This is a genomic window from Streptomyces sp. SudanB25_2051 (assembly GCF_964272635.1).
Classification (GTDB): domain Bacteria; phylum Actinomycetota; class Actinomycetes; order Streptomycetales; family Streptomycetaceae; genus Streptomyces.
Genome location: NZ_OZ186787.1, coordinates 1,509,238 through 1,528,697, shown reverse-complemented (window position 1 = coordinate 1,528,697; position 19,460 = coordinate 1,509,238). Strand labels below are relative to the sequence as shown.

17 protein-coding genes are annotated in these 19,460 nt (G+C 72.6%); 16 read left to right on the top strand and 1 reads right to left on the bottom strand.

Translation table 11 applies throughout. The features are described from left to right. Positions 1 to 114 precede the first annotated feature (114 nt). Complete coding sequence (locus ACSUPT_RS06755) at positions 115 to 648, bottom strand: beta-class carbonic anhydrase (protein WP_351965612.1); 534 nt, start codon at positions 646 to 648, stop codon at positions 115 to 117. Between the two features lie 476 nt (positions 649 to 1,124). On the opposite strand from ACSUPT_RS06755, the gene rsmH reads away from it, so the two are divergent. The 16 genes from rsmH to ACSUPT_RS06675 all read left to right on the top strand — a co-directional run bounded on the left by rsmH (position 1,125) and on the right by ACSUPT_RS06675 (position 19,302). Then, the gene (rsmH, locus tag ACSUPT_RS06750; protein ID WP_403503311.1) at positions 1,125 to 2,051 is read left to right on the top strand and encodes a 16S rRNA (cytosine(1402)-N(4))-methyltransferase RsmH; all 927 of its coding nucleotides are present in this window, start codon (positions 1,125 to 1,127) and stop codon (positions 2,049 to 2,051) included. Continuing rightward, on the top strand, positions 2,048 to 2,818 hold the full coding sequence (locus ACSUPT_RS06745; RefSeq protein WP_436943690.1) for a septum formation initiator family protein: 771 nt from the start codon (positions 2,048 to 2,050) through the stop codon (positions 2,816 to 2,818). The genes rsmH and ACSUPT_RS06745 overlap by 4 nt, the downstream gene beginning before the upstream one ends. 3 nt (positions 2,819 to 2,821) lie before the next feature. After that, positions 2,822 to 4,849 carry a peptidoglycan D,D-transpeptidase FtsI family protein gene (locus ACSUPT_RS06740; protein WP_436943689.1) on the top strand — a complete coding sequence of 676 codons (2,028 nt, stop codon included), beginning with the start codon at positions 2,822 to 2,824 and terminating at the stop codon, positions 4,847 to 4,849. A 17-nt stretch (positions 4,850 to 4,866) separates the two neighbouring features. After that, positions 4,867 to 6,552 (top strand): UDP-N-acetylmuramoyl-L-alanyl-D-glutamate--2,6-diaminopimelate ligase, encoded by a 1,686-nt coding sequence (locus ACSUPT_RS06735; protein WP_351965616.1) that lies wholly within the window; start codon positions 4,867 to 4,869, stop codon positions 6,550 to 6,552. A 4-nt stretch (positions 6,553 to 6,556) separates the two neighbouring features. After that, the gene (locus tag ACSUPT_RS06730) at positions 6,557 to 7,987 is read left to right on the top strand and encodes a UDP-N-acetylmuramoyl-tripeptide--D-alanyl-D-alanine ligase (protein WP_361657506.1); all 1,431 of its coding nucleotides are present in this window, start codon (positions 6,557 to 6,559) and stop codon (positions 7,985 to 7,987) included. Continuing rightward, positions 7,984 to 9,054 carry a phospho-N-acetylmuramoyl-pentapeptide-transferase gene (mraY, locus tag ACSUPT_RS06725; protein WP_351965618.1) on the top strand — a complete coding sequence of 357 codons (1,071 nt, stop codon included), beginning with the start codon at positions 7,984 to 7,986 and terminating at the stop codon, positions 9,052 to 9,054. Before ACSUPT_RS06730 ends, mraY begins: the two co-directional genes overlap by 4 nt. Continuing rightward, a complete protein-coding gene (murD, locus tag ACSUPT_RS06720) occupies positions 9,036 to 10,517 on the top strand; it encodes a UDP-N-acetylmuramoyl-L-alanine--D-glutamate ligase (protein ID WP_436943688.1) in 1,482 nt (493 codons plus the stop codon). Before mraY ends, murD begins: the two co-directional genes overlap by 19 nt. A 50-nt stretch (positions 10,518 to 10,567) precedes the next feature. Next, the gene (ftsW, locus tag ACSUPT_RS06715; RefSeq protein WP_436943686.1) at positions 10,568 to 12,127 is read left to right on the top strand and encodes a putative lipid II flippase FtsW; all 1,560 of its coding nucleotides are present in this window, start codon (positions 10,568 to 10,570) and stop codon (positions 12,125 to 12,127) included. Positions 12,128 to 12,133: 6 nt separating this feature from the next. Next, on the top strand, positions 12,134 to 13,222 hold the full coding sequence (murG, locus tag ACSUPT_RS06710) for an undecaprenyldiphospho-muramoylpentapeptide beta-N-acetylglucosaminyltransferase (RefSeq protein ID WP_351965621.1): 1,089 nt from the start codon (positions 12,134 to 12,136) through the stop codon (positions 13,220 to 13,222). Between the two features lie 30 nt (positions 13,223 to 13,252). Then, entirely contained in the window at positions 13,253 to 14,065 is an 813-nt protein-coding gene (locus ACSUPT_RS06705; RefSeq protein WP_436943684.1) for a cell division protein FtsQ/DivIB, read from the top strand. Positions 14,066 to 14,344: 279 nt separating this feature from the next. Then, a complete protein-coding gene (gene ftsZ / locus ACSUPT_RS06700; protein WP_351965623.1) occupies positions 14,345 to 15,565 on the top strand; it encodes a cell division protein FtsZ in 1,221 nt (406 codons plus the stop codon). A 42-nt stretch (positions 15,566 to 15,607) separates the two neighbouring features. Continuing rightward, positions 15,608 to 16,351 (top strand): peptidoglycan editing factor PgeF, encoded by a 744-nt coding sequence (gene pgeF, locus ACSUPT_RS06695; RefSeq protein ID WP_361657675.1) that lies wholly within the window; start codon positions 15,608 to 15,610, stop codon positions 16,349 to 16,351. A gap of 3 nt (positions 16,352 to 16,354) precedes the next feature. Next, the gene (locus ACSUPT_RS06690; RefSeq protein WP_351965624.1) at positions 16,355 to 17,074 is read left to right on the top strand and encodes a YggS family pyridoxal phosphate-dependent enzyme; all 720 of its coding nucleotides are present in this window, start codon (positions 16,355 to 16,357) and stop codon (positions 17,072 to 17,074) included. A 124-nt stretch (positions 17,075 to 17,198) separates the two neighbouring features. Then, the gene (locus ACSUPT_RS06685) at positions 17,199 to 17,816 is read left to right on the top strand and encodes a cell division protein SepF (RefSeq protein WP_023589136.1); all 618 of its coding nucleotides are present in this window, start codon (positions 17,199 to 17,201) and stop codon (positions 17,814 to 17,816) included. A 66-nt stretch (positions 17,817 to 17,882) separates the two neighbouring features. Next, on the top strand, positions 17,883 to 18,179 hold the full coding sequence (locus tag ACSUPT_RS06680) for a YggT family protein (protein WP_023589137.1): 297 nt from the start codon (positions 17,883 to 17,885) through the stop codon (positions 18,177 to 18,179). Between the two features lie 49 nt (positions 18,180 to 18,228). Beyond that, positions 18,229 to 19,302 (top strand): DivIVA domain-containing protein, encoded by a 1,074-nt coding sequence (locus tag ACSUPT_RS06675; protein ID WP_351965625.1) that lies wholly within the window; start codon positions 18,229 to 18,231, stop codon positions 19,300 to 19,302. The last annotated feature ends 158 nt before the right edge of the window (positions 19,303 to 19,460 follow it).

Here is a 19,460-nt window from a genome sequence, read left to right as displayed (position 1 = left end):
GCGGCCGGCAACAGCGGGCGATATGTCAGGGCTTCAGCGGTTCGGTACCGCGCCCGGGGCCCCCGCCGCGCCGCACGGGGCAGCGGCGCCGGGCGGTCAGGCGCGGTGCCGGGGTCAGGCCGGGTCGATCTCGCGCAGCAGACCGGTCGTCACGTCGAAGACGAAGCCCCGCACGTCGTCGGTGTGCTGGAGGAACGGCGAGGTGCGCACCCGCTGCATCGACTGCCGCACGTCCTGGTCCACGTCCCGGAACGCCTCCACCGCCCAGGTCGGACGCTGCCCGACCTCCTGCTCCAGCTCGTCGCGGAAGCCCTCGGTGATCTTCTCCAGGCCGCAGCCGGTGTGGTGCACGAGCACGATGCTGCGGGTGCCCAGCGCGCGCTGGCTGATGGTGAGCGAGCGGATCACGTCGTCCGTGACCACGCCGCCCGCGTTGCGGATGGTGTGGCAGTCGCCCAGGTGGAGACCGAGCGCGGCGTGCAGATCCAGACGCGCGTCCATGCAGGCGACGATGGCCACCTTCAGCACGGGCCGCGCGTCCATGCCGGGGTCGGTGAACTGCTCGGCGTAACGACGGTTCGCCTCGACGAGGCGGTCGGTGACCGTCTCGCCCTGGACATCGGTGGGGAGGTGAGCGGAAGTCGACATGGCTACGACGTTAATGGTCACGGCCCCGCGAGGCTCGCCGTGAGAGCGGACAAAGAACGTCAATGGCGCGTGTTGTGAGCTAACCCACAGGGCGGATGGGCCGTACACCCGGAGGGGTGATCTGTCCGGGTTCGCTCCACCCGCCCGCCGGGTTGGCGACGCGCTCGGCCGGTTGATTGACCGTGCGGGGGAGTGGACTAGAGTGGCGCGAAGTTCACGGAGACATTGAGCGAATTCCGAGCGATTTCCGCAGTTTCTCCTCCGCGTGTGCGGTGGCATGTACGGCTCGGCCCCTCCGCTCGCCGGTCGGCCGACGCCCTCTCCGGCGCCGGTGGCCCGGTGGTACGTGCGCCGCGCCGGACCTGAGAGGGCAGATGACAGGGCGCGATGGGGGTGCCGCCGGTACGGACCCGGTGGAGCTCCCCGACAAGGACGGCGGCGAACGGCCGGACGGCAACACCCGGCACGTACCCGTGATGCTCCGGCGGTGCCTGGACCTGCTCGCCCCCGCGCTGGAGCGGCCCGGAGCGGTCGTCGTGGATTGCACCCTGGGCCTCGGCGGCCACAGCGAGGCCCTGCTCACCCGGTTCCCCGAGGCGCGGCTCGTCGCCCTCGACCGGGACACCGAGGCCCTGCGCCTCTCCGGTGAGCGCCTCGCCCCGTTCGGTGAGCGCGCCACGCTCGTCCACGCCGTGTACGACGAGCTGCCGGAGGTCCTCGACCGGCTCGGCGTCCCGCGCGTCCAGGGCGTGCTGTTCGACCTGGGCGTCTCCTCCATGCAGCTCGACGAGGCCGACCGGGGCTTCGCCTACGCGCAGGACGCGCCGCTCGACATGCGCATGGACCAGACGACCGGTGTCAGCGCCGCCGAGGTCCTCAACACCTACCCGCCCGGCGAGCTGGTCCGCATCCTGCGCGCGTACGGCGAGGAGAAGCAGGCCAAGCGGATCGTCGCCGCCATCGTCCGGGAGCGCGAGAAGGAGCCGTTCACCCGCAGCGCCCGGCTGGTCGAGCTGATCCGCGACGCCCTGCCGCAGGCCGCCAAGCGCACCGGCGGCAACCCGGCCAAGCGGACGTTCCAGGCCCTGCGCATCGAGGTCAACGGCGAGCTGGCCGTCCTGGAGCGGGCCATCCCGGCCGCCGTGAAGGCCCTGGCCGTCGGCGGGCGCATCGCCGTCCTGTCGTACCACTCGCTCGAAGACCGCCTGGTCAAGCAGGTGTTCGCGGCCGGCGCCGCCACCACGGCCCCGCCGGGGCTCCCCGTCGTGCCCGAGCGGTACCAGCCGCGGCTCAAGCTCCTGACGCGCGGCGCCGAACTTCCCACCGAGGAGGAGGTCGCCGAGAACCGCAGGGCCGCGCCGGCCCGGCTGCGCGGCGCGGAACGGATCAGGGAGGACGTGTGACGAAGGCAGGACCCCTGAAGGGGCGCGCGGCCCGGCTCACCCGGTTCATGCCGTCCGGGCCGAGCACCGCCGCCCGCACCCCCTTCGTCCTGCTCGTCGTCGTCCTCCTCGGCGGCGGGCTGATCGGGCTCCTGCTCCTCAACACCTCCCTCAGCCAGGGCTCCTTCAAGCTGACCGAGCTGAAGAAGAGGACCACCGAACTCACCGACGAGGAGCAGGCCCTCCAGCGGGACATCGACGCCCGCTCCGCGCCGGACGCGCTGGAGCGGCGGGCCCGCGAACTGGGCATGGTCCCCGGCGGCGGCCCCGCCTTCCTGGAACCGGACGGCACCGTCAAGGGCGTCCCGAGCCCGGCCCCCGCCGCCCCGGCCCCCTCCCCGGCCGGCGGCACCTGGCCCGGTACGGCCCCCTACCCGGCGGGCGCCCCGGTCCCGGCCCCCGGCCACGGCGCGCCCACGCCGTACGCCCCCGCTCCGTACGCCCCGGCCCCGCACCTCCAGGCGCCCACCGCCCAGCCGCAGGCCCCGGGCACCCAGCCCCAGCCGCAGCAAGCCCCCGGCGCCCAGCCGCAGCCCCAGACCCCGGGCACCCAGCCCCAGACCCCGGGCACCCAGCCCCAGGCCCCCGGCGCCCAGCCGCAGTACGCCCCCGGCGCCCAGCCGCAGCTCCAGGCCCCGGACCCGCTCCAGCCCCGTGGCGCGCCGGCCCGGGCCCCCGGAGCCGACCCCGCGACCCAGGCCCCCGACCCGACGCCCTCCGGCAGGTGAGCAGTGCCCTCCCAGGAACCTCCGCACCGCCGCGTCCCCCGGCCCTCCGCCGCCCGGCGCCCCTCCGGACGCACCCCCGGCAGCGCCCGTACGGGCGGCACCGCGCGCCCGCGTCCCGGGTCGGGCCAGGCGGCACCGCGCCCCGCCGCGCGCCGCCCCCGCCAGGCCCCGCCCCGGCCCCCCGCCCCGCGGCAGCTGCGCCTGGGCAGCCCCCGGCCCCGCCTCCGCCTGGTCAGCGTCGGCCTCACCCTCGTCATGCTGGCGTTCGTCGTGCGCCTCCTCCAGGTCCAGGCCGTCGACGCCGCCGCGTACGCCGCCAAGGCCGAGAAGAACCGCTACCTGAGCCACAAGCTGGCCGCCGAGCGCGGCGAGATCACCGACCGGTCCGGCATCGCCCTGGCCACCAGCGTCGACGCGTACGACATCACCGCCGACCCGAAGATGTTCACCCCGCAGGAGAGCAAGGTCCCCGACGCGCCGGAGCAGGCCGCCGCGCTCCTCGCGCCGATCCTCGGCAAGAACCCCGCCGACCTCGTCCGCACCCTCAAGTCCCCGCCCTCCCCCCGGTACGCCGTCCTCGCCCGCAAGCAGACCCCGCAGGTCTGGAACCAGATCAAGGACCTCAAGGCGCTGTTCGCCCGGAAGGCCCGCGAGGACAAGGCCAAGGGCGGCCCCGGCGTCAGCGTCCTCGCCGGGGTGCTCAGCGAGAAGAGCACCAAGCGGGTCTACCCGAACGGCTCGCTCGGCGCCGGGATACTGGGCTACGTCAACGCCGAGGGCCACGGCGCCGGCGGCCTGGAGTCGATGCTCGACCAGGAACTCGCCGGCCGGGACGGCAAGATCACGTACGCCCACTCCGGCGGCCGCCGCGTCCCCACCGCGCAGGCCCGCGAAACCCCGGCCGTCCCCGGTTCGGACATCGAGCTGACCATCGACCGCGACATCCAGTGGGCCGCCCAGAAGGCCATCAGCGAACAGGTCGCCGCCTCCCGCGCCGACCGCGGCTACGTCATCGTGCAGAACACCCGCACCGGCGAGGTCCTCGCCATGGCCAACGCCCCCGGGTTCGACCCCAACGACCTGTCGCAGGCCGACTCCGCCGCCATGGGCAACGCCGCGCTCCAGGACGCCTTCGAACCGGGCTCCACCGCCAAGGTGATGTCGATGGCCGCCGTACTGGAGGAAGGCGTCGCCACGCCCTCCACCCATGTCGTCGTCCCCAACCGGCTGCACCGGGGCGACCGGCTGTTCAAGGACGACATCGACCACCCCACCTGGTACCTGACGCTCAACGGCGTCCTCGCCAAGTCGTCCAACATCGGCACCATCCTCGCCACCGGACAGCTCGGCAAGAACCAGGCGGAGGCCAACCGGGTCCTCCACTCCTACCTGCGCAAGTTCGGCATCGGCAGCCCCACCGGCCTCGGCTACCCCGGCGAGACCTCCGGCATCCTCGCCCGCCCCGAGGAGTGGAACACCTCGCAGCAGTACACGATCCCGTTCGGCCAGGGCCTGTCCGTCAACGCCATGCAGGCCGCCTCCGTCTACTCCACCATCGCCAATGGCGGCGTCCGCATCGAGCCGACCCTCGTACGCGGCACCCGGGGCCCCGACGGCCGCTTCACGCCCGCGCCCGAACCGGCGAAGACGCGTGTCGTCAGCGAGAAGACCGCCAAGACCCTCGCCGCCATGCTGGAATCGGTCGTCGACGACCAGGAGGGCACCGGCACCAAGGCCGCCATCCCCGGCTACCGCGTCGCCGGGAAGACCGGCACGGCCAACCGCGTCGACCCCCAACTGGGCCGCTACAAGGGCTACACCGCGTCCTTCGCCGGCTTCGCGCCCGCCGACGACCCCCAGCTCACCGTCTACTGCGCCATCCAGAACCCCACCCGCGGCAGCTACTTCGGCGGCCAGATCTGCGGGCCCGTCCACAAGAAGGTCATGGAGTTCGCCCTCAAGACCCTGCACATCGCGCCGACCGGAGCACAGCCCCCGCGCATGCCGGTCACCTTCACACCCGGCAGCTGAGCCGAGGGGAGCCCCCAGTGACAACGATCACGCCCGACCCAGGGAACCGATCCGGCGCCGACGGCGATCCGGCGGCCTCATTTAGCCCGATCACGGGTGCGCCCGGTACGCTCACCGCCGTGCCACACCCTGATCAGTCCCCAGCAACCGACCAGGACGCCCCCGCGAAACAGCCGGGAGCGCCCCGTCCGGCCCACGTCCGCCCCACGCCGCTCGGCGAACTGGCGGCCCGCCTGGACGTCCCCGCTCCGCACGCGCCCGACCGGCCGTACGAGGGGCAGGTCACCGGCATCACCCACGACTCGCGGGCCGTACGGCCGGGAGACGTGTACGCCGCACTGCCGGGCGCCCGGCTGCACGGCGCCGACTTCGCCGCCCAGGCCGCCGACCTCGGAGCGGTCGCGATCCTCACGGACCCGACCGGAGCCGACCGCGCCGCCGCGACCGGCCTGCCCGTCCTCACCGTCGAGGACCCGCGCGGCCGTATGGGCGAACTCGCCGCCGACATCTACGGCCGCCCCGGCAGGGACCTGCTCCAGATCGGCATCACCGGCACCTCCGGCAAGACCACCACGGTCTACCTGGTCGAAGGCGGCCTCAAGGCGGCCGGACGCGCCCCCGGACTGATCGGCACGGTCGAGACCCGCATCGGCGACGAGCGCATCAAGTCCGAGCGGACCACCCCCGAAGCCACCGACCTGCAGGCCCTGTTCGGCGTCATGCGGGAACGCGGCGTCGAGGCCGTCGCCATGGAGGTCTCCAGCCACGCCCTCGTGCTCGGCCGGGTCGACGGCTGCGTCTTCGACGTCGCCGTCTTCAACAACCTCAGCCCGGAGCACATGGAGTTCCACTCCGGCATGGAGGACTACTTCCAGGCCAAGGCGCAGCTGTTCACCCCGCGCCGCTCCCGCCAGGGCGTCGTCAACTACGACGACCCCTACGGCAGGAGGCTCGTCACCGAGGCCACCGTGCCCGTGGTGACCTTCTCCGCCGACGGCGACCCGGACGCCGACTGGCGCGCCGAGGACGTCCGCCTCGGCCACCTCGGCAGCACCTTCACCATCGTCGGCCCCAAGGACGAGCGGATCAGCGCCCAGGCGCCGCTGCCCGGCCCGTTCAACGTCGCCAACACCCTCGCCGCCGTCGTCACCCTCGCCGTCGCCGGGATCGACCCGCAGACGGCCGCCGACGGCGTCGCCGCCGTGCCCGGCGTCCCCGGCCGCCTGGAGCGCGTCGACGCCGGCCAGCCGTACCTCGCCGTGGTCGACTACGCCCACAAGACCGACGCCGTGGAGTCCGTGCTGCGGACCCTGCGCAAGGTCACCGAGGGCAGGCTGCACATCGTCCTCGGCTGCGGCGGCGACCGCGACACCACCAAGCGCGGCCCCATGGGCGCCGCCGCCGCGCGCCTCGCCGACACGGCGGTGCTCACCTCCGACAACCCCCGTTCCGAGGACCCCCTCGCCATCCTCTCCGCCATGCTCGCCGGCGCCGCCGAGGTCCCCGCCCACGAGCGGGGCACCGTCCTCGTCGACGCCGACCGGGCCTCCGCGATCGCCACGGCCGTCGCCCGCGCACAGCCGGGCGACACCGTGCTCGTCGCGGGCAAGGGCCACGAGCAGGGCCAGGACATCGCAGGCGTGGTACGGCCCTTCGACGACCGCCAGGTCCTGCGGGAAGCCATCCAGAACAGTCAGGGATGAAGAAGTGATCGCCCTCTCCCTCACCGAGATCGCCGAAATCGTCGGCGGGCGGACGTACGACATACCGGACCCGGCGGCACAGGTCACCGGCTCCGTGGTCTACGACTCCCGCAAGGTCGAGCCCGGCAGTCTCTTCGCCGCGTTCTCCGGTGAGAACGTCGACGGACACGACTACGCCGAAGGCGCCGTCGCGGCGGGAGCGGTGGCCGTCCTGGCCACCCGGCCCGTCGGCGTGCCCGCGGTCGTCGTACCCGACGTCACCGCCGCCCTCGGCGCGCTCGCCCGCACCGTCGTCGAACGGCTCGGGACCACCGTCGTCGCCCTCACCGGCTCCGCGGGCAAGACCAGCACCAAGGACCTCATCGCGCAGCTCCTCCAGCGCCTGGGGCCCACGGTCTGGCCGGCCGGCAACCTCAACAACGAGATCGGCCTCCCGGTGACCGCCCTGCGCGCCACCGAGGAGACCCGCCACCTCGTCCTGGAGATGGGCGCCCGCGGCGTCGGCCACATCCGCTACCTCACGGAGCTGACCCCGCCGCGCATCGGCATCGTCCTCAACGTGGGCAGCGCCCACATCGGCGAGTTCGGCGGCCGCGAGCAGATCGCGCTGGCGAAGGGCGAACTCGTCGAGGCGCTCCCCCCGGCGGACCGGGGCGGCGTGGCCGTCCTCAACGCCGACGACCCGCTCGTGAAGGCCATGGCGTCCCGCACCAAGGCGCGCGTGGTCTTCTTCGGCGAGTCCGAGGAAGCGTCCGTACGCGCCGAAAATGTCCGACTCACGGCGACCGGACAGCCCGCATTCCGCCTTCACACACCCACCGGGTGCAGCGATGTGACCATGCGCCTGTACGGTGAGCACCACGTGTCGAACGCGCTCGCCGCGGCCGCCGTCGCCCATGAGTTGGGCATGCCCGTGCACGAGATCGCCGCCGCGCTCTCCGAGGCGGGCTCCCTCTCCCGCTGGCGCATGGAGGTCACCGAGCGTCCGGACGGTGTGACGATCGTCAACGACGCCTACAACGCGAACCCCGAGTCCATGCGGGCCGCCCTGCGCGCGCTCGCCGCCATGGGCGAGACCGCACGGGCCAAGGGGGGGCGCACGTGGGCGGTGCTCGGCCTGATGGCCGAGCTCGGCGACGAGGCGCTCGCCGAGCACGACGCGGTCGGACGGCTCGCCGTCCGGCTCAATGTCGGCAAGCTCGTCGCAGTCGGGGGCAGGGAAGCGTCCTGGCTGCAACTGGGCGCATATAACGAGGGTTCGTGGGGTGAGGAGTCGGTGCACGTGTCCGACGCGCAGGCGGCGATCGACCTGTTGCGCAGTGAACTGCGTCCGGGTGACGTCGTGCTGGTGAAGGCTTCCAGGTCGGTCGGGCTCGAGCGGGTCGCCCAGGCACTGCTCGAGAACACCACCGAGGGCGAGGTCGCCGGCCGATGAGGCAGATCCTCTTCGCGGGGGCCATCGGGCTCTTCCTGACCCTGATCGGTACGCCGCTGCTGATCAAGCTCCTGGCCCGCAAGGGATACGGGCAGTTCATCCGGGACGACGGCCCGCGCACGCACGGCAGCAAGAAGGGCACGCCCACCATGGGCGGCATCTCCTTCATCCTGGCCACGCTCATCGCGTACGCCCTGGCCAAGGTCATCACCGGCGAGGACCCGACGTACTCGGGCATCCTCGTGCTGTTCCTGATGGCCGGCATGGGCCTCGTCGGCTTCCTCGACGACTACATCAAGATCGTCAAGCAGCGCTCGCTCGGTCTGCGCGCCAAGGCGAAGATGGCCGGCCAGCTGATCGTCGGCATCGCCTTCGCCGTGCTCGCACTCCAGTTCTCCGACAAGCGCGGACTGGCCCCGGCGTCGACCAAGCTGTCGTTCATCACCGACTTCGGCTGGACCATCGGCCCGGTGCTGTTCGTCGTCTGGGCGCTGTTCATGATCCTGGCGATGTCGAACGGCGTGAACCTGACCGACGGCCTCGACGGCCTGGCCACCGGCGCGTCCGTGATGGTCTTCGGCGCGTACACCTTCATCGGGCTCTGGCAGTTCCAGGAGTCCTGCGCCAACGCCGAGACGCTCACCAACCCGAACGCCTGCTTCGAGGTGCGCGACCCGCTGGACCTCGCCGTGGTGGCCTCCGCGCTGATGGGCGCCTGCTTCGGCTTCCTGTGGTGGAACACCTCCCCCGCGAAGATCTTCATGGGCGACACCGGGTCGCTCGCCCTCGGCGGCGCCCTCGCCGGCCTCGCCATCTGCTCCCGCACCGAGCTGCTGCTGGCGATCCTCGGCGGCCTCTTCGTCCTGATCACCCTCTCGGTGGTCATCCAGGTCGGCTCCTTCCGGCTGACCGGCAAGCGCGTCTTCCGCATGGCGCCACTCCAGCACCACTTCGAACTCAAGGGCTGGTCGGAAGTCCTCGTCGTGGTCCGCTTCTGGATCATCCAGGGCATGTGCGTCATCGTGGGTCTGGGCCTCTTCTACGCGGGATGGGCAGCCGACAAGTGAGCAGCAACGCAGCGGACTGGCAGGGCAGGCGCGTCACCGTCGCCGGCCTCGGTGTGAGCGGCCTGCCCGCCGCCCGCGTCCTGCACCGCCTGGGCGCGCGCGTCACCGTCGTCAACGACGGCGACGACGAGCGCGCCCGCGCCCAGGCGGCCGAGCTGGAGGCCGAGGGCATCACGGTCCGGCTCGGGGACGGCACCGCATCCCCTGGCGGCTCCGCCGCGGGCCTCCCCTCCGGCACAGAACTGATCGTGACCGCCCCCGGCTGGCGCCCCGACAATCCGCTGTTCGCCGCCGCCGAGGCGGCCGGCGTCCCCGTCTGGGGCGACGTCGAACTGGCCTGGCAGCTGCGCGGCCTCGACGGCCGCACGCCCGCTCCCTGGCTCGCCGTCACCGGCACCAACGGCAAGACGACGACGGTCCGCATGCTCGCCTCCATCCTGGAGGCGGCCGGCCTGCGGACCGCCGCCGTCGGCAACATCGGCGTCTCCCTCCTCGACGCCGTGCTCGGCGACGAGGAGTACGACGTCCTGGCCGTCGAGCTCTCCAGCTACCAGCTGCACTGGGCGCCCAGCGTCCGCGCCCACTCGGCCGTCGTGCTCAACCTGGCCCCGGACCACCTCGACTGGCACGGCTCCATGGAGGCGTACGCCGCCGACAAGGGCCGGATCTACGAGGGCAACACCGTCGCCTGCGTCTACAACGCGGACGCCACCGACAAACCGTCGACCGAGGACCTGGTCCGCGAGGCCGACGTCGAGGAGGGCTGCCGCGCGATCGGCTTCACCCTCGGCACCCCCGGCCCGTCCCAGCTGGGCGTCGTCGACGACATCCTGGTGGACCGCGCGTTCGTCCCGAACCGCCAGAAGCAGGCGCAGGAGCTGGCGCAGGTCTCCGACGTGAACCCGCCGGCCCCGCACAACATCGCCAACGCGCTCGCCGCCGCGGCCCTCGCCCGCGCCTTCGGCGTGGAGCCGGCGGCGGTCCGCGAGGGCCTGCGCAACTTCCGCCCCGACGCCCACCGCATCGCGTTCGTCGCGGAGGTCGACGGGGTCGCGTACATCGACGACTCCAAGGCCACCAACACCCACGCCGCGGAGGCGTCGCTCGCCGCGTACGACCCGATCGTCTGGATCGCCGGCGGCCTCGCCAAGGGCGCCACCTTCGACGAGCTGGTCGCCCGCTCCGCCGGGCGGCTGCGCGGGGTCGTCCTGATCGGCGCGGACCGCGCGCTCATCCGCGAAGCCCTCGCGCGACACGCCCCGCAGGTGCCGGTGGTCGACCTCGACCGGACCGACACTGGGGCGATGGCGGCGGCGGTCTCGGAGGCGGCCCGGCTGGCCCGGCCCGGGGACACGGTGCTCCTCGCCCCGGCCTGCGCCTCGATGGACATGTTCGTCAACTACAACAAGCGGGGTGAGGCGTTCGAGGACGCCGTCCGCGCTCTCGCCGCCGGGGACGCCTGACCACCCGTCAGGTCCGGCGGCGCCGGACACGACTGGAGGGGACAGCGACCATGCCGGCCGACGACACCGCAGCCCCGGCGCCCGTCCGCGCACGGGCCCGGGCCGCCGCCGACCCGCTCGCCGCACGGCTGGTGGGGCGGGCCCGGCGCCTCGCGGACCCGATCCGCGGCGCCCTGCCGGGCCCCTGGGCGGCCGCCCTGGCCGGTGCGCCCGGCGCCGGGGCCCCGGGCGCCGGAACGCGCCCCCTGCCGGGCCTCGCCCTGCGCACCCGTACGACCGGCTCCCGCAAGGCCGCGCCCGCCCCGGGCGGCCGGTCGGTGCGCACGCGGCCGCCCGGCAAGCCCAGGCCGCCGCGCGGCGGCGGTGTGCGCGGACTGTACGAGCGGGCCCGCCGCGCCTGGGACCGGCCGCTGACGGCGTACTACGTGATCCTCGGCGCCAGCATGCTCATCACCGTGCTGGGCCTCGTCATGGTCTACTCGGCGTCGATCATCAAGGCGCTGGAACTGTCGCTGCCGGCCACCTACTTCTTCCGCAAGCAGTTCCTCGCCGCCGTCATCGGCGCCGCCCTGCTGTTGCTCGCCTCCCGCATGCCCGTCAGACTGCACCGCGCCCTGGCGTACCCGCTGCTCGTGGTGACCGTCTTCCTGATGGTCCTGGTGCAGGTGCCGGGGATAGGGCACGCGGTCAACGGCAACCAGAACTGGCTGTACCTCGGCGGCCCCTTCCAGCTGCAGCCCAGCGAGTTCGGCAAGCTGGCGCTGATCCTGTGGGGCGCCGACCTGCTGGCCCGCAAACAGGACAAGCGGCTGCTCACGCAGTGGAAGCACCTGCTGGTGCCGCTCGTGCCCGGCGCGTTCCTGCTGCTCGGGCTGATCATGCTGGGCGGCGACATGGGCACGGCGATCATCCTGACCGCCATCCTGTTCGGCCTGCTGTGGCTGACCGGCGCCCCCACGCGGCTCTTCGCCGGCGTGCTGGGCGTCGCCGCCGTCATCGGCGTGGCGCTCGTCCGGGGCAGCGCCAACCGCATGGCGCGGGTCGAGTGCCTGGGCGCCACGGACCCCGGACCGGGGGACGCCTGCTGGCAGGCCGTACACGGCATCTATGCTCTGGCGTCCGGCGGATGGTTCGGTTCCGGGCTGGGGGCGAGTGTGGAAAAATGGGGTCAACTCCCCGAACCGCACACCGACTTCATCTTCGCCATCACCGGGGAGGAACTGGGTCTGGCGGGGACGCTGTCGGTGCTCGCCCTCTTCGCGGCTCTAGGCTATGCGGGTATTCGCGTGGCCGGACGCACGGAGGACCCCTTCGTGAGGTACGCCGCGGGAGGTGTGACCACCTGGATCACGGCCCAGGCCGTGGTCAACATCGGTGCGGTGCTCGGCCTGCTGCCGATCGCCGGTGTCCCCCTCCCGCTGTTCTCCTACGGGGGCTCCGCCCTGCTGCCGACCATGTTCGCCGTCGGGTTGCTGATCGCCTTCGCGCGTGACGAGCCCGCCGCGAAAGCGGCCCTGGCCGGCCGGGAGCCCCGTTTCGGCGGCCGGACCGGGGTGAGTTGGATGTCGATGCGACGGCGCGTCAAGAAGCGCCCGTCCGGAGAGCGGTGAATTTCGGTGCATGTCGTACTCGCCGGCGGGGGGACCGCCGGCCACATCGAGCCCGCGCTCGCCCTCGCGGATGCCCTGCGCAGGCAGGACCCGACCGTGGGGATCACGGCCCTCGGCACGGAGCGGGGCCTGGAGACCCGGCTCGTGCCCGAGCGGGGCTACGAGCTGGCGCTCATCCCCGCCGTACCGCTGCCGCGCAAGCCCACCCCCGAGCTGATCACCGTTCCCGGGCGGCTGCGCGGCACGATCAAGGCCGCCGAGCAGATCCTGGAGCGCACCAAGGCGGACTGCGTCGTCGGCTTCGGCGGCTATGTGGCCCTGCCCGGCTATCTGGCCGCCAAGCGGCTCGGTGTGCCCATCGTCGTCCACGAGGCCAACGCCCGGCCCGGACTGGCCAACAAGATCGGCTCCCGGTACGCCTCCGCGGTCGCCGTCGCCACGCCGGACAGCAAGCTCCGCAACGCCCGCTACATCGGCATCCCGCTGCGCCACTCCATCGCGACCCTGGACCGCGCCCGGGTCCGCCCCGAGGCGCGCGCGGCGTTCGGGCTCGACCCCAACCTGCCCACGCTGCTGGTCTCCGGCGGCTCGCAGGGCGCCCGCCGCCTCAACGAGGTCGTCCAGCAGGCCGCCCCGGTGCTCCAGCGGTCCGGCATCCAGATCCTGCACGCGGTCGGTCCCAAGAACGAGCTGCCGCGCGTCGACAACATGCCCGGAATGCCGCCATATGTCCCGGTATCGTATGTGGACCGGATGGACCTCGCGTACGCCGCGGCCGACATGATGCTCTGCCGCGCCGGCGCGATGACCGTCGCCGAACTCTCCGCCGTCGGGCTCCCCGCCGCGTACGTCCCGCTGCCCATCGGCAACGGCGAGCAGCGGCTCAACGCCCAGCCGGTGGTCAAGGCCGGCGGCGGTCTGCTGGTCGACGACGCCGAGCTGACCCCCGAGTGGGTCCAGGGCAACGTCCTGCCCGTGCTCGCCGACCCGCACCGGCTGTACGAGATGTCCCGCGCCGCCGCCGAGTTCGGCCGCAGGGACGCCGACCAGCTGCTCGTCGGCATGGTCTACGAGGCGATCGCGGCGCGCCGGTAGGGCGGGCCCGGCTGAGGAAGGGCAGGGAGCATGGCCGGACCGACGACCGCCGAGCGCGGCGCCAAGGGGGCCGCGGGCGCGTCGCCGGGCCGGCCGGCCACCGGAAGGGGCCCGGAGCCCGGCGGGGGCGTGAGCCGCCTTTCCACGCGCCCCCGCGTCCTGCTCCTCGCCCTCGCCGCCCTCGCGCTCGCCGGCGGGGTCGTCTGGCTGCTCTACGGCTCCTCCTGGCTGCGCGTCGAACGCGTCTCCGTCTCCGGTACGCGGGTTCTGACGCAGGCCCAGGTGCGCGCCGCGGCGGCCGTGCCGGTCGGCGCCCCGCTCGCCTCCGTCGACACGGACGCGATCGAGGCGCGGCTGGTGCGCGCGCTGCCCCGGATCGACACGGTCGAGGTCGTCCGCTCCTGGCCGAACGGCATCGGTCTCGAAGTGACCGAACGGAAACCGGTTCTGATCGCTCAACACGGCGGAAAGTACGTCGAAGTGGACGCGAGCGGCGCCCGCTACGCCACGGTCGACAAGGCGCCCGCCGGGGTGCCGCTGCTCCACCTCGCCGCCGGGCGCTCGCCGAGCCTGCGCCGCTTCGGCGCGGACCGCCTGGCGGCCGAGGCGGTCGCCGTGGCGGCCGGGCTCCCGGACCGGATCCGCCGCGACCTCGAGGCCGTCCGCGTCCGCTCGTACGACTCCCTCACCCTGGAGCTGTCGGGCGGCCGCACGGTGTTCTGGGGGAGCGGCGACGAGAACGAGGCGAAGACCCGTGCGCTCCTCGCACTGATGAAGGCGGCACCCAAAGCGGGGCACTTCGACGTGAGTGCCCCGACGGCCCCTGCGGCGTCGCGGAGTTGACGCACATATGCGCTGGCCAGCACCCTGGTTGGTCAGCGCTATGGGTGATCACATAGGGTGAAAAGAAAAACGGGAGGTTCGGCGTGTTCGTTGAACGCGCGCCACTTGTCGACTTAGTGTCCTGTTCGGAAGAGTCCAGGGAGCAGGCACACTGGTAACCCTAAACTTCAACGTTAGGGTTTGGGTCGGCGATTCGGACCGTCCCTTCGGCATCCGCCGTCGCGGCGCGCCACGCAGCGCGCAGTGGCGGCACGTAACTCGAGGCGAGAGGCCTTCGACGTGGCAGCACCGCAGAACTACCTCGCAGTCATCAAGGTCATCGGTGTCGGCGGCGGTGGTGTCAATGCCATCAACCGAATGATCGAGGTCGGTCTCAAGGGCGTCGAGTTCATCGCCATCAACACGGACGCGCAAGCCCTGTTGATGAGCGACGCCGACGTCAAGCTGGACGTCGGCCGCGAACTCACCCGCGGCCTCGGGGCCGGGGCCAACCCGGCAGTCGGTCGCAAGGCGGCAGAGGACCACCGCGAGGAGATCGAGGAGGTCCTCAAGGGGGCCGACATGGTCTTCGTCACCGCCGGCGAGGGCGGCGGCACCGGAACCGGCGGCGCGCCCGTCGTCGCGAACATCGCGCGCTCCCTCGGCGCGCTCACCATCGGTGTGGTCACCCGCCCCTTCACCTTCGAGGGCCGGCGCCGCGCGAACCAGGCGGAGGACGGCATCGCCGAGCTCCGCGAAGAGGTCGACACCCTCATCGTCATCCCCAACGACCGGCTGCTGTCCATCTCGGACCGCCAGGTCAGCGTGCTGGACGCGTTCAAGTCCGCCGACCAGGTGCTGCTCTCCGGCGTCCAGGGCATCACGGACCTCATCACCACGCCGGGCCTGATCAACCTCGACTTCGCCGACGTCAAGTCGGTCATGTCCGAGGCCGGTTCCGCGCTCATGGGCATCGGTTCCGCCCGCGGCGACGACCGCGCGGTGGCCGCCGCCGAGATGGCGATCTCCTCGCCGCTCCTGGAGGCGTCCATCGACGGCGCCCGCGGCGTGCTGCTCTCCATCTCCGGCGGCTCCGACCTCGGCCTGTTCGAGATCAACGAGGCGGCCCAGCTGGTCAGCGAGGCCGCCCACCCCGAGGCCAACATCATCTTCGGTGCCGTCATCGACGACGCCCTCGGCGACGAGGTGCGGGTCACGGTCATCGCGGCCGGCTTCGACGGCGGCCAGCCGCCCGCCCGCCGCGACAACGTGCTCGGCGCCTCGGCGGCCAAGCGCGAGGAGCCGGCCGCCCCGGCGCCCCGCGCCTCCGAGCCCGCCCGCCCCGTGAGCGCGGGCCTCGGCACGGTCCCGGTCCGCGAGGAGGCCCCGGCCGCCCCGGCCGAGCCCGCCCCGGCCGTCGAGGCCGCGGTCCCGGCCGTCACGCCGCCCTCGATCCCGACGACCCGCCCGTACCCGGACAGCCAGGCGGAAGAGCTGGACGTCCCGGACTTCCTCAAGTGACGGCCGCGAAGTGACTCTGACGTGATAGAGCGGCACGACACCGTGGACGGCGCGCACTTCGCCTTCACCGACCGGTGGGGCGGGGTGAGCGCCGTTCCGTACGAGGAGCTCAACCTCGGGGGCGCCGTGGGCGACGACCCTGCCGCCGTACGGCAGAACCGGAAGCTCGCCGCCGAGCGCCTCGGCCTCGATCCGGCGCAGGTCGTCTGGATGCACCAGGTGCACGGCCGGACCGTCCACACGGTCGACGGACCCTGGCCGGCGGAAGCGGAAGTTCCGGAAGGTGACGCGGTCGCCACCGCCCGGCGGGGGCTGGCGCTCGCGGTCCTCACCGCGGACTGCGTCCCCGTCCTCCTGGCCGACCCGGTCGCGGGGGTCGTGGCCGCGGCCCACGCGGGACGGCCCGGCATGGTCGCCGGGGTCGTCCCCGCGGCGGTCGAGACCATGATCGCGCTCGGCGCCGAACCGTCCCGGATCGTCGCCAGGACCGGCCCCGCCGTCTGCGGACGCTGCTACGAGGTCCCGGCGGCCCTCCGCGAGGAGGTCGCCGCCGTGGAACCGGCCGCCCGGGCCGAGACGTCCTGGGGAACACCGGCGGTCGACGTGGTCGCCGGGGTCCACGCCCAGCTGGAGCGGCTGGGCGTTCGCGACCGGCGGGCCTCGGCGGTCTGCACCCGTGAGTCGCCCGATCACTTCTCGTACCGCAGGGACCGCACGACGGGGCGGCTCGCGGGATATGTCTGGCTTGACGGGGGGACCACCCGGCCCAGGGCCGGGGAAGGATAGGACATGACGGACCGTAGGACCGAACTCGCCGAAAACCTCGCGCGGGTGGAGGAACGTATCGCCGCGGCCTGCGCGGCGGCCGGGCGCGCACGCGAGGACGTGACCCTGATCGTGGTCACCAAGACCTATCCCGCGAGCGACGTCCGCATCCTCCATGAACTCGGCGTCCGCCATGTCGCGGAGAACCGCGACCAGGACGCGGCCCCCAAGGCCGCGGCGTGCGCCGATCTCGATCTGACATGGCACTTCGTCGGTCAGCTCCAGACCAACAAGGTGCGATCCGTGGCCGGTTATGCCCAGGTTGTGCAGTCGGTCGACCGATTGAAGCTGGTTTCCGCCCTCTCGGCGGCGGCCGACCGGGCCGGGCGCGAGCTGGACTGCCTGATCCAGGTGGCGCTCGACGCCGACGCCGGCGAGCGGGGCGCGCGCGGGGGCGTCGCGCCCGACGGCGTCGAGGAGTTGGCGGCCGCGGTGGACGACGCGCCCGGGCTCCGGCTCGGCGGTCTGATGACGGTCGCGCCGCTGGCCGGGGCGTACGCCGGGCGTCAACGTGCGGCGTTCGACCGGTTGATGGAATTGTCGGCACGCCTGCGCGCGACCCGTCCTGCTGCGACCATGGTGTCGGCGGGAATGAGCGCGGACCTCGAGGACGCCGTGGCGGCCGGGGCGACACATGTGCGCATCGGTACGGCGGTACTCGGAGTCCGTCCCCGGCTCGGGTAACGTCGCGAAGCAAGTCGGACCACAGTAGAAAATATGGTCATTTCCGCCAAATAGCGGACAGGCCCAGTGGATCGCGGGCGCGACCTGACGTTGCCGATCCACCACAGAGCGGAGGAATCGGAGAATGGCCGGCGCGATGCGCAAGATGGCGGTCTACCTCGGCCTCGTGGAGGACGATGGGTACGACGGCCGGGGATTCGACCCCGATGACGACTTCGAACCCGAACTCGAGCCGGAGCCCGAGCGTGACCGGCGCCACCACCAGCCGCCCCGGCAGGTGGAGCGCGAGGAGCCGGTCCGCGCGCCGGTAGCGCAACCTCCGGTTCAGCGCGAGCCCGTTCCGCTTCCCGCTGAAAGCGGACGACCCGCCCGAATCGCCCCCGTGGCGTCCATCACACCTGAACGCCCGAGCCTGGAGAAGAGCGCACCGGTGATCATGCCCAAGGTCGTGTCCGAGCGGGAGCCCTACCGCATCACGACGCTGCACCCGCGGACCTACAACGAGGCCCGTACCATCGGGGAACACTTCCGCGAGGGCACGCCCGTGATCATGAATCTCACGGAGATGGACGACACGGACGCGAAGCGACTTGTCGACTTTGCCGCCGGTCTCGTCTTCGGGCTGCATGGCAGCATTGAGCGAGTGACGCAGAAGGTGTTCCTGTTGTCGCCTGCTAACGTCGATGTCACGGCGGAGGACAAGGCCCGCATCGCAGAGGGCGGATTCTTCAACCAGAGCTGAGACACGACACCGGGAACGGCCCGGCCGAGAGGCCGGTAGAGAGAGCCAGGGGAGAGGGAACGCGGGATGGGTATCGCACTACAGGTGATCTACATCGCGCTGATGTGCTTCCTGATCCTGCTGATCTTCCGGCTGGTCATGCAGTACGTCTTCCAGTTCGCCCGTTCATGGCAACCCGGCAAGGCGATGGTGGTCGTCCTGGAGGCCACCTACACTGTCACCGATCCACCACTGAAGCTTCTGCAGCGGTTCATCCCACCGCTGCGTCTCGGGGGCGTGGCACTCGACCTGTCCTTCTTCGTTCTGATGATCATCGTCTACATCCTGCTCAACATCGTGGGTACCTTCGCGATGAGGGTGTGAGCGATACGGTCCTGCCGACTGCCGACGACTACGTAGAGGTGAAGAAGAGATGCCGCTGACCCCCGAGGACGTGCGGAACAAGCAGTTCACGACCGTCCGTCTCCGAGAAGGCTATGACGAGGACGAGGTCGATGCCTTTCTCGACGAGGTCGAGGCCGAGCTGACCCGCCTGCTCCGGGAGAACGAGGACCTGCGCGCGAAGCTGGCCGCCGCGACGCGCGCCGCCGCGCAGAACCAGCAGCAGCAGGCGATGCGCAAGCCCCCGGAGCAGCAGGAGCGCCCGGTCGGCCCCGGCGGTCCGGGGGGCCCGGTGCCCGCCGCCATATCGGGTCCGCCGGTCCAGCAGCAGCCCCCGCAGATGGGTCCCCCCCAGCTGCCCGGTGGTGCTCCTCAGCTGCCGGCCGGTCCCAGCCACGGCGGACCGCAGGGTCCGCACGGCCCCGGCCCCATGCAGGGCGGCCCCATGGGCGGCCCGATGGGCGGACCCATGGGTGGTCACGGTCCGGGGATGCCCCAGCAGGGGCCCGGCGGCGACAGCGCTGCGCGCGTTCTGTCGCTTGCCCAGCAGACTGCCGACCAGGCGATCGCGGAGGCCCGCTCCGAGGCCAACAAGATCGTCGGTGAGGCCCGTTCGCGCGCCGAGGGCCTGGAGCGGGACGCCCGCGCCAAGGCCGACGCGCTGGAGCGGGACGCGCAGGAGAAGCACCGCGTCGCGATGGGCTCCCTGGAGTCCGCCCGCGCCACGCTGGAGCGCAAGGTCGAGGACCTGCGCGGCTTCGAGCGCGAGTACCGCACGCGTCTGAAGTCGTACCTGGAGAGCCAGCTGCGCCAGCTGGAGAGCCAGGGCGACGAGTCGCTGGCCCCGCCGCGCACGCCGTCCGCCGCTCCGTCGCTGCCGCCGTCTCCGTCGATGGCGTCGGCCGGTGCGAACGGCCCGTCGTACGGCGGCAACCAGCAGATGGGCCAGGGCCCGTCGATGGGCGGCCCCTCGTACGGCGGCCAGCAGCAGATGTCGCCGGCGATGACGCAGCCGATGGCACCGGTGCGGCCCCAGGCCCCGCAGCCGATGCAGCAGGCCCCGTCGCCGATGCGCGGTTTCCTCATCGACGAGGACGACAACTAGGAGCCGAAGGCAGTCGGCGAAGGGCCGGGCCCGGAACACACGTTCCGGGCCCGGCCCTTTTGGCGCGTCCGTACCACCCGGTGGGAGACCGCGTGCCGGGCCCACCGGAAAGCCCCGGCCACAGGTGGCCGGGGCTTTCGGCCGCCGGGGCGCGGGCC

Excerpts from the sequence above, each read along its gene's own strand:
- ACSUPT_RS06755 (WP_351965612.1), bottom strand. The coding sequence starts at position 648 with ATGTCGACTTCCGCTCACCTCCCCACCGATGTCCAGGGCGAGACGGTC.
- ACSUPT_RS06685 (WP_023589136.1), top strand. The coding sequence starts at position 17,199 with ATGGCCGGCGCGATGCGCAAGATGGCGGTCTACCTCGGCCTCGTGGAG.
- rsmH (WP_403503311.1), top strand. The coding sequence starts at position 1,125 with ATGCTCCGGCGGTGCCTGGACCTGCTCGCCCCCGCGCTGGAGCGGCCC.
- ACSUPT_RS06705 (WP_436943684.1), top strand. The coding sequence starts at position 13,253 with ATGGCCGGACCGACGACCGCCGAGCGCGGCGCCAAGGGGGCCGCGGGC.
- ACSUPT_RS06690 (WP_351965624.1), top strand. The coding sequence starts at position 16,355 with ATGACGGACCGTAGGACCGAACTCGCCGAAAACCTCGCGCGGGTGGAG.
- ACSUPT_RS06675 (WP_351965625.1), top strand. The coding sequence starts at position 18,229 with ATGCCGCTGACCCCCGAGGACGTGCGGAACAAGCAGTTCACGACCGTC.
- ftsW (WP_436943686.1), top strand. The coding sequence starts at position 10,568 with ATGCCGGCCGACGACACCGCAGCCCCGGCGCCCGTCCGCGCACGGGCC.
- murD (WP_436943688.1), top strand. The coding sequence starts at position 9,036 with ATGGGCAGCCGACAAGTGAGCAGCAACGCAGCGGACTGGCAGGGCAGG.
- ACSUPT_RS06680 (WP_023589137.1), top strand. The coding sequence starts at position 17,883 with ATGGGTATCGCACTACAGGTGATCTACATCGCGCTGATGTGCTTCCTG.
- mraY (WP_351965618.1), top strand. The coding sequence starts at position 7,984 with ATGAGGCAGATCCTCTTCGCGGGGGCCATCGGGCTCTTCCTGACCCTG.